At 70.8% G+C, this 17,181-nt stretch carries 11 protein-coding genes; 4 read left to right on the forward strand and 7 right to left on the reverse strand.

Annotation, left to right across the window (positions count from 1 at the left end; translation table 11 throughout):
• Window positions 1–67: 67 nt before the first annotated feature.
• The 3 genes from AB0P03_RS25370 to AB0P03_RS25380 all read left to right on the forward strand — a co-directional run bounded on the left by AB0P03_RS25370 (window position 68) and on the right by AB0P03_RS25380 (window position 3,169).
• Window positions 68–421: an antibiotic biosynthesis monooxygenase gene (locus tag AB0P03_RS25370; protein WP_363630900.1), complete on the forward strand. Its 354-nt coding sequence runs from the start codon at window positions 68–70 to the stop codon at window positions 419–421.
• Window positions 422–548: 127 nt separating this feature from the next.
• Window positions 549–1,367, forward strand: a complete 819-nt coding sequence (locus tag AB0P03_RS25375; protein ID WP_363630901.1) for a maleylpyruvate isomerase family mycothiol-dependent enzyme — start codon at window positions 549–551, stop codon at window positions 1,365–1,367.
• A gap of 338 nt (window positions 1,368–1,705) precedes the next feature.
• Window positions 1,706–3,169 (forward strand): DUF4157 domain-containing protein, encoded by a 1,464-nt coding sequence (locus tag AB0P03_RS25380; protein ID WP_363630903.1) that lies wholly within the window; start codon window positions 1,706–1,708, stop codon window positions 3,167–3,169.
• A gap of 117 nt (window positions 3,170–3,286) precedes the next feature.
• Here AB0P03_RS25380 and AB0P03_RS25385 read toward each other — a convergent pair whose 3' ends face one another.
• The 5 genes from AB0P03_RS25385 to AB0P03_RS25405 all read right to left on the reverse strand — a co-directional run bounded on the left by AB0P03_RS25385 (window position 3,287) and on the right by AB0P03_RS25405 (window position 12,014).
• The gene (locus AB0P03_RS25385; RefSeq protein WP_363630904.1) at window positions 3,287–7,591 is read right to left on the reverse strand and encodes a serine protease; all 4,305 of its coding nucleotides are present in this window, start codon (window positions 7,589–7,591) and stop codon (window positions 3,287–3,289) included.
• A complete protein-coding gene (locus AB0P03_RS25390; protein ID WP_363581147.1) occupies window positions 7,591–7,962 on the reverse strand; it encodes a CU044_2847 family protein in 372 nt (123 codons plus the stop codon). Before AB0P03_RS25390 ends, AB0P03_RS25385 begins: the two co-directional genes overlap by 1 nt.
• Before the next feature lie 412 nt (window positions 7,963–8,374).
• A complete protein-coding gene (locus tag AB0P03_RS25395) occupies window positions 8,375–9,544 on the reverse strand; it encodes a pyridoxal-phosphate dependent enzyme (RefSeq protein WP_363630906.1) in 1,170 nt (389 codons plus the stop codon).
• Between the two features lie 1,235 nt (window positions 9,545–10,779).
• Window positions 10,780–11,352, reverse strand: a complete 573-nt coding sequence (locus tag AB0P03_RS25400; RefSeq protein WP_363581151.1) for an SMI1/KNR4 family protein — start codon at window positions 11,350–11,352, stop codon at window positions 10,780–10,782.
• On the reverse strand, window positions 11,346–12,014 hold the full coding sequence (locus tag AB0P03_RS25405; RefSeq protein WP_363581153.1) for a DUF1963 domain-containing protein: 669 nt from the start codon (window positions 12,012–12,014) through the stop codon (window positions 11,346–11,348). Before AB0P03_RS25405 ends, AB0P03_RS25400 begins: the two co-directional genes overlap by 7 nt.
• 594 nt (window positions 12,015–12,608) lie before the next feature.
• On the opposite strand from AB0P03_RS25405, the gene AB0P03_RS25410 reads away from it, so the two are divergent.
• On the forward strand, window positions 12,609–13,760 hold the full coding sequence (locus AB0P03_RS25410; protein ID WP_363630908.1) for a DNA gyrase subunit B: 1,152 nt from the start codon (window positions 12,609–12,611) through the stop codon (window positions 13,758–13,760).
• A gap of 758 nt (window positions 13,761–14,518) precedes the next feature.
• Here the strand turns inward: AB0P03_RS25410 and AB0P03_RS25415 are convergent.
• Window positions 14,519–16,771 carry an MMPL family transporter gene (locus tag AB0P03_RS25415; RefSeq protein ID WP_363630910.1) on the reverse strand — a complete coding sequence of 751 codons (2,253 nt, stop codon included), beginning with the start codon at window positions 16,769–16,771 and terminating at the stop codon, window positions 14,519–14,521.
• Between the two features lie 141 nt (window positions 16,772–16,912).
• The coding region (locus AB0P03_RS25420) for a transposase (protein ID WP_363630912.1) at window positions 16,913–17,181 on the reverse strand (269 nt) is incomplete at its 5' end.

The raw sequence follows: 17,181 nt of genomic DNA on the forward strand, positions 1-17,181 counted from the left end.
ACGTCATGCGCGTCGCCGTTCAGGAAAGAGCTGGATCGTTCGGCGCATCCCGCCTTACGGTGGCGCCATGAGTGATCACCCCGAAGCACCTGTCGTGCCCGTCGAGGCCTATGAACCCCCCTACTACCTGGCCGTCTTCACGACGGTGCGAACCCAGGACCAGAACGGTTACAGCGAGACCAGCGCACGCATGGAAGACCTGGTGAAGGACATCCCCGGGTACCTGGGGATGGACCACGCCCAGACCCCTGGCGGCCTGGGCATCACCGTCGGGTACTTCCGCGACGCCGACGCCCTCACGGAGTGGCGGAGCAACGTCGAGCACCGCGCGGCGCAGAAGCGCGGGCAAGCCGAGTGGTACCAGAACTACACGCTGCACGTGGCGAAAGTGGAGCGCAGCCACGGCTTCAGCCGCGTGTAGGGGTCTGCGGGCCCGATAGCGGGCTGACCGGCTCTCGTCGTCCGGGCGGGCCGCGATGGTCAGGGGCCGGACCGGACCGTGTCGCGGGTCTGGACAGCGGTGCGGGGGTCGGCCAGTCTTCACCAGCATGACCCTCCCGCTCCCCGAGCACGTCCCCGGTGCCGCGCGCACCGCGCTCTTCGAAGCCGTCACCGCCGTCGGCGACGAGGCCGTCGCCCTGCTCGCCGGCGGTCGCGGTGACACCCCGATACCCGGCGCCGAGTGGACGGTCGGCGAGGCCGCCGCCCACCTGGCGATGGCCAACGAGCTGATGGCCGATTTGGCCGCCGGCGAGGAACGGCCGTACGGGGACGGCACTCCGGGTGCGCTGGCTGCCGCGAACGCGGCCTCGCTGGCCAGGCGGCCGGAGCGGGACCTGACCGTGCTCGGCGGGGAGATCGCCCGGCAGGCGCGGGAGTTCACGGCGGCGGCCGGCGCGCGTGCCGGCACCGAGCCGGTGCTGACCCCGCTCGGCCCGATGGACCTGGACACCCTCGGCGCCTACCTGCTGACCCACATGCTGGGCCACCTCTACGACATCGCCCTCGCTCTCGGGCGGCCGCACCCGATCGACCGGCACCGCGTGGGGCTGACGATGCCCTTCCTGCGGACGGCGATGCCCCGGGTGCTGGACGCGCGCGCCGCGGCGGGCCACAGCGCCTGCTACCGGCTGCGGGTGCGCGGCCTGGGCGGGTTCGCGGTGACCTTCACGGACGGTGTCGCCGTGGTGAGCCAGGAGCCGCCGCGCCGCCCGGACTGCACGATCCTCACCGGGCCGGTGGCGTTCTTCCTCATCGCGCTGGGCCGCTACACCGCCACCGGCGCCCTCGCCCGGGGCAAGGTGCTCGCCTGGGGCCGCAGGCCGTGGCTGGCCCCGGGCTTCCCCCGGCTGTTCGCGGCCCCCTGAACACGGCCGCCGGCCGGGCGCTGGACGCCCGTGTCACACCGACGCATCGTGACCTGGCCGTCGTGCCCGCCGAGCCGGCGAAGACGGAGGGAGCGCTCCTCCCGGACCAGACCGTGCTCGTCGTCGAAGTGACATCACCGTCGAACGGTGAAACCGACAGGGCTGCCAAGCGCCGGCGCTGCTCGCAGGTCGGCGCTCCCACGCACGGGTGCGCGCCCCGGCCCTCTCCCGTGCCCTTTGGAGCACAGAACGGTGCCCGATCGTCCGTTGTGCTGCGCGACGACAGTCCGGCCGGATATGTCAGAGGGAACACCTGTCGCGCCTCTGGAGGGGTTCCCATGCACGCGAAAGACCCCGGCAAGCCGTCGGAGCCGCAGCGGCGCCGCGACCTGCCGCGCAAGGCCGCTCCGGCGGCCGACGGGCTGGGGCTGAGCCTCGGGGGCGGGTCTGCGCAGACGGCCCTCGCCTTGCAGCGCGGCATCGGCAACGCCGCGGTCTCGCGCGTGATCGAGCGGTCCAGGCACCAGCACGGTGCGGGGTGCGATCACCCGCAGGCCGCCGTCGGGGCGGGCGCACCAGTACAGCGGTCCACCGTCCACGACGTCCTGAGCACGGGCGGCAGGCCGCTGGACGACGCCACCCGCACCGAGATGGAAGCCCGGATCGGCGCCGACTTCTCCGACGTCCGCATCCACACCGGCCAGGCCGCCCGAGCCTCTGCCGCTGAGGTCGGCGCCCGCGCCTACACCTCGGGCAACCACGTGGTCATCGGCGACGGCGGCATGGACCGGCACACCCTCGCCCACGAGCTGACGCACGTCGTGCAACAGCGCCAAGGCCCCGTCGCGGGCACCGACAACGGCGACGGCCTGAAGGTCTCCTCCCCGTCCGACCGCTTCGAGCGGGAGGCCGAAGCCAACGCGACCCGGGTGCTGAGCGGCGCTGTCCCCGCCCAGCGGAGGACGGGGGACGCACCAGCCGCCCGCCCCGGTGCGCCGGTCGTGCAGCGCGCCATCACCTACGCCAAGGCCGACTGGTCACGGCAGCACCTCTCGCCGGACCGTTTCGCGGACCTGCTCCACCAGGCGTCCGGCGAGCAGGAAGGTGTCCGATTCAGCGTCCCCTACAAGGAGTTGTTCAAGGCCCTGGAGGAGTCCGCCATCACCATCGAGATCGACGAGCAGACGGACATCAAGAGTGCGCGCGCGTTGTTCGCGCTCAGCAACGAGGGAGAGGGCGGCGCGCTGAGGATCACCCCGCCCAAGGACGACGCCTCTCCGCTCGAACTGCGGGAATTCGCCGCGACCGTGACCCACGAGATGCAGCACGCGCTCGACTCGGTCACCGGCCGTTTCAAGTCCCAGGAGAAGCCGCAGACGATGGCGCAGCGGAAGATCTCCACCGAGTTGCGCGCGTTCGGCGAAGAGGCGGCCGCGGCGCTCAAACTCGCCATGGGCGACGGCTACAGCAAGAGCCAGGGGAAGCTCTCCGCGATCCTGAAGACGATCCCCGGGGACCGGCTCACGCCCGAGCGCAGTCGACTCGCCGGCGAGTTCCACATGATGGACAGCTACCGTGCCGCCAACCGGGACCCCCTCGACGCCTTCGGGGCGGGGATCCCGATCCCCGACAGCGTGCTCCTGGAACGTGTGGCGGGCTACCTGTCCTTCTACAAGCTGGTCGTCGACACCCCGACCAGCGCGGAAGCACTCCAGTGGCTGCGCGCCACCCCGGCGGTGGTGGAGAAGGGGCTGGTGGAGGGGATCGTCCTGTTCCACAACCACCGCCCGCAGCCGAAGTGACGCCGCGGGCGGTCGGGAGGGTGACAAGGGCGACACCACGTCCATCCGTTGCGGGCGGAAGCCCGGATCTGCGCGTTCACCGCGCAGTCGGCGTCGAATCCGGTGCCGTCCGCGGCTTCAGGGCTTGGGGGGAAGGCAGAGGGGACGGTCCGGTACCCGGACTGGCAGGGTGCGTCGTTCATCGGCGGTGAAGGAGCGGTAGCCGATGATGCGGCACAGGTCCCGCTGCCAAGCGTCGGGGTCGAGGACGATCCGGTGGACGTAGTCGTTCTCGGTGCGGATGAGGAGGGTCTTTCCGTCGTTGGTGGCGTCCAGGAACGTGAGCGGCTCCTGCAGACTGTTGTCGGTCACGTTGCGGAAGTCGTAGGAGTCCACGGAAGGCGGGCCGCCGACCTGGTAGATCCGGATGGCGTTGTTGGCCGCGATCATGAAACGACCCTGGGCGTCGACGAATCGGGTTATGGCCGAGTTCTGGCCCGGTGTGCTGGTGGTGGGGAGGGGGCCGATTTCCCTCTGCAGGGGGTCGGGCCGCCACAGTTCGACGACGCTGTTCCTGCGGAGAACGGCCAGGTAGCGGCCGCTCTCGTCGAACCGGGCCGCGATCAGGTCGGTGATGCCCGGGTTCAGCGACGCTACGGTGTGGCCGGTGCCGATGTCGACGACACGGATCACGGGGTCGTCGTGCACGACCACGGTCAGCTTTCCCTCCTGCCAGTGCGGGCCGACGTACATCTGTGGCGTGCCGTGCTTGTCGGCCGGGGGATGGAACGCGGCCGCGTCGAACTGCGCCAACCGGACGCCGGTTCTGGCCTCCCACTGCTGGATCTGGGTGCCGGAGACCGTCACCAGGCGGTCGTCCCCGTCGAAGAAGTAGCTGAAGTCCTCGGCTGCCGAGTCGACCTGGGATGGTGCCGCGGCGATGCGGGCGACCGCTCGTAGGGTGGACGCGTCACGGACGGAGACGGTGCTCGGGCCGTCCCGGAGCGCGATGAGCGTGTCGTCCCGGTTGGACAGGAGGCGGTCGCCTTTGCCCTTCCAGGCGGGCTGTGGCAGGGCTGTTCTGGTCAGGAGCCTTCCGACGTCGAGCCCGGGCTCGCGGAGTTCGAGGTCGGAGCCGCCCGTCAGGCGGATGGTGATCTTCCTGCCGTCCCGGCTGAGGTGGACGGTGTCGGCCACGGCCGTGTCCTCCTCGCCCGCGGGGATCTCGGTGTAGGAGATGGAGCTCCGTCCCTGACCGACGAGATACTCCTTCCCGCCGGTGGAGAGGAGAACGGATGCGTGCTCGTACAGGTGGCCCGGTTCGTCCACCAACGCGACGGCTTTTCCCCGGTCGAGGTCCAGGAGCGTCAGTTTGGCGGCTTCGTTGATCACGATCCGGTGGCCGTCGGCGCTCGCCGCGATCAGTTCGGTCGCCGGGGCGATCGTCTCCGTGGTTTCGTACGGTTTTCCCACCACGGATCCGTCGGACACCCGGATCAGTCGTACGGTGCTCCTCGTGCCGCTGCCCTGTCCGGGTTCGTGGGTCCGGACGACGGCGACGGTGGCCCGGTCCCCGGAGGGCAGGATCCCTTGGTGATCAGCAGGCACCACCACGTTCCGCGCGGCACCGCCGGCCATGTCCACGGAGGCCAGTCCGGTACCACCGTTGCTGGTCCTCACCAGCAGGGAATGCCCGTCGGAGCCGAACCACAGCCCGCTTCCCATGTCCTGAGGTGCGGCAACGCGGCCGGCGACCGCCCCCGCCTCCAGATCCCACCAGACCAGGCTGTCGCGGGTCGGAACCGCGATGTAGCGCCCGTCGGGTGACATCGCGGTCGCGTCGGCAGGAGCCGCGGAGATCTGCAGCACCCCGTCCACTCGGGGCAGCTGGTGAACCTGGCCGATGGGCGTGGTGCTCTCCTTGTCGACGTCGAACCAGCCTCCCGCCCCGTCGTCGGTCACGAATCCGGCGCGGCGTCCGTCCGGGGAGACCATCAGGTAGAAGGCGTACCCGGCCGGGACCGGCCGGCTGTGGACGGTGCCGTCCCGGCCGCGGACGAACAGGACGACGTGGGCCATGGCGTCGCGGGAGAGGACGACGTCACCGTCCCGGCTGGTGCTGAACGTCCCGCCGGTTCCGGACATGCCCGAGAACAGGGAGTCCGCGCCGGCCCGGAGGAGGTACTGCCGCATCAGCTGGTTCCGGGCCTCCGGCGTGGGCTTCGTCCGGTACGCGGCGAGGGCCATCATCACGGCCCGTACCGGGTCGTAGGTCATGTCGTCCTGGGAGGCCTGGACGAGGGCGCGGGAGTCGGAGTCGGCCTGGCGCTCCGCGGCATCGCGGCGGGCCGTGGCGAACAGGACGCCCAGGGCGAGGGAGACGGTGATCACCGCGACGAGGGCGGTCCGGAAGGTACGGCGCCGACGGCCGCGGGCCCGGTGGTGCCGCCTTGCGAGTTCGAGGTAGGTGCGTTCGGCTTCGGACAGCTCGGCACCGCGCTCGCGCTGCCAGGTGCGGGCGGTGGCGAGGGTGGGCCCGGTGGGGAGCAGGTCAGCGGGTTGACCGGCGTGGTCCCAGCGCTGGCGGTCGTGCCGGACGGACTCCCGCCACTCCAGGAACGCGCGGTCCTCGCCGACCCAGTCGCGCAGCCGGGACCAGGCGGTGATCAGGGCCTCGTGGGCCAGCTCAACGGTCTCGACGCCCTCGGCACTGTGATCGATGACCAGGAGCCGGGTGCCGGCCAGACGTTGGGCGATGTGCCATTCGTCCTCGGCGAGCTCCTGGCGGGGAACGGTCCGGCGGGTGGCACCGGGTGCGCCGAGGGGGACGCGGACGAGGCGGGTGAAGAGCCGGCGGGCGGCCGGCTCCTCCCCGGCGGAGACATGTCTGTCCCAGGCTTGCTCGGCGTACTCTCCGAGAGCTCCGCTGACGTGACCGATCTCCTCGTACGCGCGGTGGCTGAGAACCCCGGCCGCCTGACGCTTCCACAGCAGGTCGAGGGTGAAGCCGAGGAGCGGCAGGGCACCCGCCTCACCGCCCGCATCGGTCAGGATGCGGTCCACCAGGTGGGCCTCGTAGCGCACCGACGGAATCGCTGCCACCGGTGCGGTGACGATCTCCCGGAGCTGGTCACCGGTCATCGGCCCCAGCGCGTAGACCTGTCGGCTGCAGGCCCGGCCAAGACTCGGATGGGCCAGCGCGGTCTCCAGGTAGTCGGCCCGGAGCGTGGTGAGCACGTGCACGGTCCGGGGAAGCGACGGGCCGAACAGCACGGCCGCCAACTCATCGACAGCCGCCGGGTCGGTCCCGGTGAGCATCTCCTCGAACTGGTCGACCAAGACGATCAGTTGATCGGTGCCGAGGCGGGCCAGCAGGAGAGCTGCGAGATCTCCGAGCCCCTGGGAGCGCAGAAGGCCGGTGAGCGCCGGAAGGCGTTCTAGGCGTTCCAGTTCGGTCAGATCCGGTTCCAGCAGCGGAGACAGCGCGGCGGCGAGCGCGGACAGCGGGGTCGCGCCGGCGTTGGGCCGGACCACCACGGCGGTCATGCCCTGGGAGTGCAGGCGGGGTATGACGCCGGCCATCGCGAGGGAGGACTTGCCCGAACCGGAGGGACCGACGAGGGTGGTCCACCGTTCCCGGGCGACCAGGGCGGTGACTTCTGCCGTCTCCGCCCGACGGCCGTGGAAGACCGGGGCGTCGGATTCCTGAAGCGGGCGCAGACCTCGAAACGGTGACGGCGGCAGTGCCAGTTCGCGAAGCTCCGGCCATACGGAGGCGAGGCCCTCGGCGGGGATCAAGTAGCCGGATGGAGGGTCTCCGGTCTCCGCCACCGCCATCATGCCGACGACACCGTCGAGCTGTTCGTCCCACACCGGGCCGCCGCTGAACCCCGGGGAGACCCGGTAGCCGTTGGCGGCCAGGTCGGCCTGGATCCACCCGTTGGCCTGTCGGGCCCTCAGTACACCGGAGTGCCAGACACCGCCCGGGCGGCCGCTCGGCAGGCCGTACGCCCGCACCGTGTGTCCCCAGACGTCGGAGGACTCCACCATGCGGATCGGCCGGGCGCCCGGAAGCGGAGCGGACAGGTGCAGCACGGCCACGTCCCCGGCGCCGTGCGGGTGGGCGGGCGCCCACCGTTCAACCGTCGTGGGAACGCGCGTACCGCCTGTACCGCCTGTGCCGTCAGCTGCGGCGAGCGGGTCGGTGAGCGGGTCGCTGAGCAGCGGGAGGTCGACGTCGACGCGGGCGTCGGCGTCCGGCTCGACTCCCGGAGGGAGGCCGAGCGCGGCGGACACCACGTGCGCACACGTCAGTATCCGATCGGCGGTCACCAGGAAGCCGAGGCCGACCGGGACGCCTCGACGGTCGTGGATGCGTACGACGGCGGAGGCCAGCGCATCGGGCCCGGCCCCGTCGACGGCGTCGGCCCGGGACGCGGACACTAGGCCGGGTCCGAAGCCGCCGGAGGCGCCGATGCCTCGGCGGTCTGCCGGTTCCAGGTGAGCGAGACCTTGAAGTTGGCCTCCGCGGCGGTACTGGAGATCACCACGTCGGCCTCGGCCGACAAGGACAGGCCGAACTCGATGCTGATCTCGTCCGGGGCGTGCGCCAGGCCCCGGAACCCCTCGATGAAGTTCTGCGCGACCGGACGCACGCCGGCCAGCATGTCCCCGAGCGAGCGTGTCGCCCGAGCCACCACCTGTCCGGGCCGGGCGACCTGCACCAGCCCTTCCCCGACCTGCTCGATCTCCACCCGGACCACGTCCTGTCCCTCGCTCACCGAGCCGACGGGCAGTTCCACGAAGTACGCCATGATCCCCCCGGATCTGGTCAAAGTCCCCGAACAGAGCACCGCTTGTGAGGTGTCGCCTGCTCACCGTAAAGGCCTACCGGCCTCCGCGTCCCGGAATCATGACTGTCAGTCAGCTCGGGCTCCCCGTCGCCGGCGGTCCACGCGGTGGTCCCGCTGGTGAAGGGAGCCGGCGGCCCGGCCGTGGCGCGAGAATCCTGCCGCGACGCAGATTGCCCTCGGGCGCCGCCAGTGGGCCGCCCGCGCCGCATCGGCCCCAGGGCTCCGAGATCCACGCCCCGAACGGCGTCCCGGCGCCTGCCTGCCCTTCCCGGACACCGGCGGCCGAGCCGGTCACGATCCCGCCGGGAATCCGTGAACGGGCCCCGGAACGGCTCCACCGCCGTTCCGGGGCCATCTTGTCGGCGCGTAGGCGTCACATGTTCCACAAGGCCGTCGTGGGGCGCGGCGTGGGGGGAACGGAGGTGGGCGGGGCCCAGACGTCGTTCTCGAAGAAGTCCTTGATGGTGGTGTACCAGGGCTTGTAGACGATCTTCTGATCCGCCAGCCAGGCGTCGTTGTAGTACTCGTTCGTGTAGCGGTCGCCCGGATCGCACATCACGGTGGCGACGCTTCCGAGTTGGGGGCCGTCGTTCATGCCGAGCAGGATCTGGATCGCGCTGAACACGCCGGTTCCGGTCGAGGGCCCGGCGTGGATGCCCCATTCCGTCCGGTCGGAGAGGTAGCGCATGGTGGCGACCGACGCCGCGTCGGCGACGCGGATCATGCGGTTGACCGTGGTCGGCACGAACGAGGCCTCGACCCTGGGCCGGCCGATGCCCTCGATGTGCGAGCCCTGGTCGGTCACTGCGGGGTCCTTCCAGTACCAGCCGTCGAAGTACGCGGAGTGCTCCGGGTCGGGCACGCACACCCGGAGCTTCTTGGCGGTGTACCGGGCGTAGCGGGCCACCGAGGTCGTCGTGCCGCCGGTGCCCGCGCCCATGGTGAACCAGTCCAGGTTCGGTAGGCCCTTCAGCAGTTCCGCCGCGAGACTGTGTTCGCCACGCCAGTCGTAGGACCGCTCCGCGTACGTGAACTGGTCCATGAAGTGGCCGTCATAGCGCTTCGCCACCCGGTGGGCGTACTCGACGATGTCACCCGACACCGGGACCACGGTGCCGCCGTACTCCTCGATCTTCTTCTGCTTCTCCGGGGCCGTGGTCTTCGGCACGACCGCGTAGAAGTCGATGCCGAGCTTTTGGCAGTACCACGCCTCGGAGATGGCCGTCGAGCCGCTGGACGCCTCCACCACGGGGCGGCCTTCCGCCAGCCGGCCGCTGGCCAGGGCGTGGGTGAGCAACGCCGCCGCGAGCCGGTGCTTGTGGCTACCGGACGGCTGGTCGGCCTCTCGCTTGATGTGCAGCTTCAACCCGTTGAGCTGTGGGGGCAGCGGAATCTCCTTCACCGCCGTCTCCTTGGGCGCGAGTTCGCCGCGGATGCGCTGGATGCAGGCGTTCACCCACTCCCGGTCGTCCGGGTAGACGTCCGACTCGTCGTCCCCCTCCACCGCCAGGACCTTCTCGTCTACGCGTTCCATCACACTCATCAGCAGTCTCCGTCCAGCTCATCGAGCTCCACCCGCCCACGCGGGGCGGCATCCGCCCCAGCATGGGAGGCGCGACGGCCCCTGGTGGGAACGCGGTGCTTGCGACACGCACTATTCGTCGAGACAGCGCAACGCGCCCGGTCCGCCCGCGAGCTGGAGGAGCAGCTCAGGCAACTCCGTGCGCGGTGTAGCGGAGTCTGTGAAGAGGAACGGTCAGCTCCAGATCAAGGAAGGACCGTCTCGGCCGGGGTTGTCGAGGCCGTTCCGCCAGCGGAGTTGCAGTCGGACGCCCTGGACGAGCAGGTGATCGGGCAGCTGCTCGCCAGTGGCGAACTGGTCGTCCACAACGCCCGAAGCCCTCGGGCCTCGGTTGTTGCCTCGTGCTCCGCCAGGATCGCGGCGAGGTCGGCACCTCCCGTCCACAACCGCAGCTCCCCGTGGGCCTTTTGGTGGTCGGAGGCCAGGTGCACGGCAGTGCGGACTGGGCGGGCCAATAGACCCTTGATGCCGTGAACCGTCTTGTCGTCGGCGCGTGTTGGGGAAGGTCGAGCACTGGTCGAAATGCCTCAGGCCCTGCGAGATGGACGTCCGGACCGATTGAGCAGCCCGAACGGTGGGCAATGTGCGCTCAGCCAGCTCAGCCAGCTCAGCCACCCGGACCGGCTTGTGGCGGAGGCGACAAGCAGCCGAGGAGTGGCCGAGACCAGCGGGAGGTCAGGGGCCGGTGACCCGCAGGCCGACGCGCGTCGGCTCGGGCTGGAGGACGATTCCGGTCGCAGTTGCGACCCGGGCGGCGAGGTCGGCGAGCTCCTGGTCGAACCCGGCAGCCCTGGCTGCCCCATGAGCGGTGACGGTGAGAGTCCGGCGTTCCGGGCAGCGCACGCCGTCGGCGACGGCCCGGTCGGGTCGGGTCGGGTCGGCAGCCGGCAGGCTCCAGGAGCCACCCGGCGCTGGCGCGGAGGTCGCCGTCGCTGTCCTGATGGGCCGGGCAGCTGCGGTCGGACCAGTGTGTGGCCTGGGCGGTGGTGCGGTCCTGGTCCGTGCTGGCCAGAACCGCGTCGGGGGCGGGGGCGCTCGGGACGACGTACGGGGCACCGAATGGTTCGGGATCGACGGCGTAGGCGCCACGGGCCATGGTGAGACCCGGCTGGTCGCCCTCGTCCTGGTCCGCAGAGCGCTGCTCAGGTAGTTCGTCGAGACTCCGCAGCGGCCCGGCCAGGCCGTTGAGCGAGGGCTCACCCGCGGACCTCGTAGCGTGCACCCGGCCGAGGCCAGCTGGAGTCCATGAAGTCGGGGCGGTCGATCCGGTGGAAGCAGCGGACCAGGAACTCGGTGAACGTTCCGGCGGTCTCGAACCACTCGCCCTCATCACTGCTGATGATGATCCGCCACTCAGTGGGATCGTCCTCGACCGCGCGGAAGAAGTACCGGCTGCCGTGCTCGTCGCTTCCCCATAGCAGTAGCACGCCTGATCGGGCATCGGACTCGTCCACCTCCCAGTAGCCCTCGGCGATCTCGCCGTACCAGGCTGGACGCTCGGGTGGAGGTCCCCAGTGGCGCTCCAACTCGGCCGGTGTGGTGTCCATCGGCCGGTCGATTGTCAGGTAACCGTCCACCGAGCCGGGGCCGTACAGGTCGAGGAACGCCTTGAAGTCGGCCGGCAGCCGGAAACCGAGGTACCGCTCGCTGGCATCCCAGATCGCGGGTCTGGCCCAGCCCCAGCACGAGGGTTCCCCGAGCAGCGTGCGTAGCTGCTCCAGCGCGGTTCGGCTCTCTGGGCGGGGGCGGAGGGTTGCTGCTGTCAGCATTGCCACAGGAACACGGCTTGTGTGCAGGGCTCGCACGCGAAGGCGTAGGCCTCGCCGCGACCGCCGAAGTTCATCGCTGTGGCGTGGTCCCGTCCTTCCTCGAGCTGGACGACGAGCCTCATCTGCCGTGCGCAGGTGGGGCAGGCAGGGGTCTCGTCGTTCTGCAGCCAGGCGGGCTGCCCGCCGAGTTGGCCGAGGACGTCCAGAGGAGTCCGGCCCGGCCGGCTCGCCCACTCGTTGCAGGCCTGGCTGTAGTCCGCTGTCGTGGACGGAGTCTCGTACGTGACGGCGCTCACCGAGCCGAGGGGGACCGGCTCCTGGTCGTCGTCCTCGTCCAGCGTGTGCACCGGGATCGGCTGGAGCGCGGCTGCGGGGAAGATCAGCGCGCGGTTGCCGCCCGCCTGCGGATCCCACTCCTCGCACATGCCCGGATCGTTCTGGCACATGAACAGGGCGAGCGTGCCCCGTCCCTCGGCGGTGCCCTGGCCCGCGTGGCGGCCAAGGTCGTCCAGGAGTACCTGGGCCAGGAACTGCATCGGTCCGTCGCAGGTGGCGCACTGCGGCCAGGTAGTCCCGGCCGGGGCCAGCGGCACGCCGCCGGTACGGGTGGTCGGCGCGTCGGGCTCGGTGGTGCCCGCGTACGTCATCAGGGTCGTTGTCACAGATGGCGACTGTACGACAGGCCGCTGACACCATCTCGGCGTCCCGTCATGACAGCGGGAGATGTTGCACGCCGGGGTCAGCGCCACCGGGACCAGCCGGATCGCGGTGACGGCACCCGGACCACCGTCGACGACCAAGGGCAGCCGACGCCCTGGGGCTCGGCTGATCGCCTCGCAACACACGCCCGACGCCACCCGAGGCCGCGGACTCAATCGCATGCGAAAACGTCGTGCCTCCACGTCCGGCGCCAGGAATCCGGACAGCTGGAACGGCCCACTCATCAGTCGGGCCGTCCGGCTCTGCGGGCCCGTATGGCCGCGGAGCCGGACGGTTCGGGCGTCATCCACGACCGCACCGGGGCGACGTGAAAATTCCTGAAACTCGTGGCCCCGCAGCCGCCCGGAACAGTGCCGCAGACGCCCCTCGGAGGGCCGCGGCCGGATTGCGGCGGCAGTGCGCACCCATCCCGGCCGGGCGCTCGCGATTGCCCCTCAGGGGCCCGTCCGCGGCCTCGCCAAAGTGGCTTTGACCTGGTGTTTTCTCGGAATCTCGTAGGCTGGGGAGCTCTGTCGGACACCCTCGGAGGGGGCATCATGAGCGAGGAATGCAAGGCGTACGACGCCAGCACGATCGTGGTTATCGAGGGCCTGGAGGCCGTTCGGAAGCGGCCGGGGATGTACATCGGATCGGTCGGTGAACGCGGCCTGCACTACCTGGTGTTCGAGGTCGCCGAGCGGGCGATGGACGAGATCCTCGGCGGCACCGCCAGCCGTGTCGAGATCGCCCTCACCGCCGACGGTGGCGTCCGCGTCGCCGACGACGGCACGGGCCTCCCGGTCGGGCACGCCGGCCACAGCGACGGCCCTGCGCTGGAGAGCCGGTTGGCCGTGCTCTGCTGCGGGGCACAGCCTGCCAACCGGCGCTCGCTGCTCGGCGGCTACTTCGGCGTGGGACTGGCCGTCGTCAACGCGCTGTCGGGCCGTCTGACGGCCGAGGTGCGGCGCGACGGCGCCCGCTGGGTGTTGGAGTACGAGCGAGGCGTAGCTGTCGCGACGCCTACCCGCACCGGACCGGCCGACGACAGCGGGACCGCGATCACCTTCCGGCCCGATGCCGAGATCTTCGAGACACTGGAGTTCTCGTTCGACGCACTGGCCGAGCGCTTCAGGGAAATGTCCTTCCTGAACCGGGACTTGGACATCACCCTGACCGATGACCGCGACCCCGCGGCGCCCCGGGCCGTCCGCTTCCGGTTCCCGGGCGGACCGAGGGACCACATCGCGGAGCAGAGCGCCCCCCTCCACCCGGACGTGATCGGTTTCGAGCGCGAGTACTCCGAAATGGAGGGAACTGTCGAGGTGGCTTTCCGTTGGTGCGACACCCGCGAGGAGCGGGTCGCAAGTTACGCCAACAGCCGGCCGACCACCGGCGGCGGCACGCACGAGCTCGGCTTCCGCGACGGCCTGGCGGCCGCGGTCAACGCCTACGCCCGCGAGCAACAGCTGCTCACCCCGTCCGACCCCGACCTCACCCCCGCCCAGCTCGGCGCGGGCCTGACGGCGGTCGTGTCGGTGAAGCTCGATCGCCCCGAGTTCGAGGGGGCCACCCGCGACCGACTGGGCAACGGGCCCGTCCGCGCCTGCGTGACCGAGGCCGTCCGAGAGCACCTGGCTGCCTGGCTCCGCGCCAACCCGGCACAGGCGACCGCCGTCCTCGCCCGGATCTCGATGACCACCCGCCGCTGACAGCACACCGAAGACACCGAAGGCCAGGTCGGGATTGGTCCCCGGCCTGGGCTTTTCGGTGGGCGCAGCCCGCCTCCGGCCGCCCGGACACCTGGCGCTCCCTCGCCGACGCCTGGCGGTCCGCCGGTGCCACCCACCTCACCGTCACCACCGACGACCTCTCCCTGCTGGGCCCCCTGCACGCGGCGCTGACCGGGTAGCACGCCGGCTCAGGACACGGAACCGCCGATCAGGCCATCGCACGGTCTCCAGAGGCCCGCGTACGGCCTGGCACTGTGGCGCAGGAGGCGTGACCTGCGTCAACTTCACTCCAGGACTTGATGGTTCGATGCCTGCCGGCCGACTGGGGGGTGCTCCCGACCGGTCGCCAAAGGGGAGGTGGGGCGGTCAGAGGGGCAGGCCCTGCCAACCGCCGAGGGGGTCTGTACGGTGACCGGCTCTCGCTCACTTTCGGTGGTGACGTTCGGTAATTTCCGCTACCTGCAGTGATCCACCCGGTTCACGCTGGGAGCCGGCGACTCGACTCTTGGGCGCGCCGCAGACAGGGAGGGCGGCCTGGGGCACGCGAGTGGTTTGACCAGGCACTTTTGCCATGACCTTCCGTCACCACCGAAAGTGAGCCAGAGCCAGTCGCTGGACAGGCCCCTACTAGGTGGATCACGGATTCGGAGCGGGTGGGGAGGGTTTCGCGGTCGCGGGCGAGGCGGCGGTGGCCAGCGCCGCGGCCCGGATCCCCGCGCTTGGAAGGTAGGACAAGCTCAGGGCTCGGTGATGGTCAGGGCGGGGGGCTGCGGTTGATGTCGGTCGGGGCGCTGCCCCTGCGTCCGACGGGGGTGCCACCAGTTCCACCGCCCCAGCAGGGTCATGGCTGCCGGTACCAGAAGGCAGCGGACGATGGTGGCGTCCACCAGGACACTCACCACCAGTACGACACCGATGAGTTGCATCACCGCGACCGACGATGCGGCGAGTGGCACGAGGGCGGTGATGAGTACGGCGGCGGAGGTGGTGATGAGGCGGCCCGTGTGCTGGACGCCTTCGACGATGGCGCGGCGGTTGTCACCGTGGCGCAGGTATGCGTCGCGGATGCGTGCCACCACGAAGATCTCGTAGTCCATGCTGACGCCGAAGGCGATGCAGAAGATCAGCGGTGGCAGGAGCGGGTTGGTGGTGCCGGGGGGAGCCGAGCCGAACAGTGCCGCGTAGTGGCCCTCTTGGAAGAGGAACACCATCGCGCCGAAGGACGCGGTCAGACTGCACAGGTTCACCACCAGCGCTTTGAGCGCGATGACGGCGCTGCGGGTGAACAGCACCATGAGCACGGCGCTGATGGCACCCACCGCGAGTGCGGCCCGCAGGGTCAGGGTGGCCATCGCGGAGCGGGTGTCCGCCAGCGCGGCGCAGTCGCCAGCCACCATCACCGGACCCGGAGGGGAGTGCCAGGTGCGCAGCGAGCGCACCAGTTCCGCGGCCTGGTCGGAGTCCACGGGGAGTTCGGTGGTGATGGCGAACCAGGTGCCGGTGCCGGTACTGCGCACGGTGGCGCCAGCGGGGGCGGAGGCGTAGCGCAAGCCGTGGACGAAGAGCCCCTCCGGGCCTACGACGGTCAGGACGCCGGCGGTGCGGGATGCCTCGGCGGCGTAATGGGCCGCCTGTGCGGAGTGTGCCGGCACCTCGGGCAGCAGGACCAGTGGTGTGGCCGTTCCGACGTTGGGGAAGTTCTGACGCAGGTGGTCGGCGACGGTGCGCTGCGGGGCGCCCGGGGGCAGCCACCGGTCGTCGATGTAGCCCCAGTGGACACGGGCGAACGGCGCGGCCAGTAGCAGCAGGACGCCCGCGCAGGCGAGCAGGACGGCTGCCGGCCGGCGAACCACCCGGCCGGCCTGACGGCCCCACCAGCGGGCCACGGCATCGTCGGTGTTACGGTGCCGTGCCCACCGCAGGCTCCCCCGGTCCAGGACCAGTCCCAGCCTGGAGAGCAGGCGTGGCAGGACGAGGACGGCGCTCAGCCCGGCGAGGACCGTCACGCAGGCGGCGGCCACGCCCAGCGAGCGCAGCATCGGCATGGGGAAGAGGATCAGAACGCTCAGGCACAGGGCCACGGTGCCGGCCGACATGATGACGGTGCGGCCGGCGATGCGGGTGGTGGTAAGGACTGCGGCCTGGAGGTCCTGGCTCAGGGCGAGTTCCTCCCGGAAGCGGTTGACCATGATCATGCAGTAGTCGACCGAGAGGCCCAGGCCGAGCGCCACGACGAGGTTGGGGGCGAAAGCCGAGACTGGGCTGACCTGTTGCAGGAGCAGGAGGACGCCCTGGGCTCCGGCGATCGCCAGGGCGGCGATGACCAGGGGCAGGGCGGCGGCTGTCAGGGAGCCGAAGGCCCAGAGCAGCACACCGGCGACCAGGGGGAAGCCGAGCATTTCGGTGACGGGAAGTTCGGCTCTGCTGCGTTCCTCCAGGGCACGGTTGTTCAGCGCCCAGCCGGTCGCGGTGACGGCGAGTCTGTCCTCCTGACGGCCGCCGAACTCGTGGGCGAGTTGCACGGCGCGGTCGCTGACGTGCTTGTCATCGCCGCTGATCCGTACCGCGACGAGTGCCTCGCGTCGGCCGCCGGCCAGAAGCCTGGGGTCGTTGAGGGTCCACCAGGACTGGGCATAGACGACGTCGGCGCCGGCGGCAACACGTTCGGTGAGTCGGCGGCCCGCGGCCGCGGTCTGGGGGTCTGCCACGTCGTCAGGGGTGCTGACGATCAGTTCCAGGTTGGGGCTGCCCGCGCCGTACTGGTCCTGTAGGAGTCTCTCGGCCTGTGCGGAGGGGCTTCGGGTGTCGAGGTATCCGCCCCCGGTGGCTTCGGCGCCCGCGAGCACGGTGAGGAGGCCGCAGGCGCCGAATACGAGGAGTGCGGCGGGCAGGGCGCGGATCAGGCTTCGACGGCCGTGGCCGTCGGGCCGAGCGCCGGCCGGTCCGGTGCGGGGTCCGGGAAAGGTCGCGTGGATCCGACCGTCGGCCATGGTGTGATCGATTCTCGGGTAGTGGCCGGCGTTCGTGACCGCCGGTGGGCGCAGACGGCGCGGGTGCGGGGCCTGGCCGGTCGAGGTGTCCGGCCAGGCCCCGCGCGGCGCCTTCGTGCTCAGAGGGTGTTCGATACCGATTTAGGCTGCTGCGAGAGGTTTCGGGCGGAGGTATTGCCCGATTTTGTCGGGGCTGGCGGTCAGGCGGTTGGTCATGGAGTTGACCATGGCCCAGTGGATCATCGAGCGTGACCGGTCCGGCAGTTCCTCGTAGTCGCGGTGGAGCCGCCGGTACCGGGACATGATCCCGAATGTCTGCTCGACCCGCCAGCGGATCGGCTGGACGACGAAGCCCTTCTGCTCCTTGTCGCGGGCGACCACCTCGACGTCGATGGACAGGTCGGCACCGT

The sequence above is a fragment of the Kitasatospora sp. NPDC088779 genome (assembly GCF_040685395.1).
Classification (GTDB): Bacteria; Actinomycetota; Actinomycetes; order Streptomycetales; family Streptomycetaceae; genus Kitasatospora.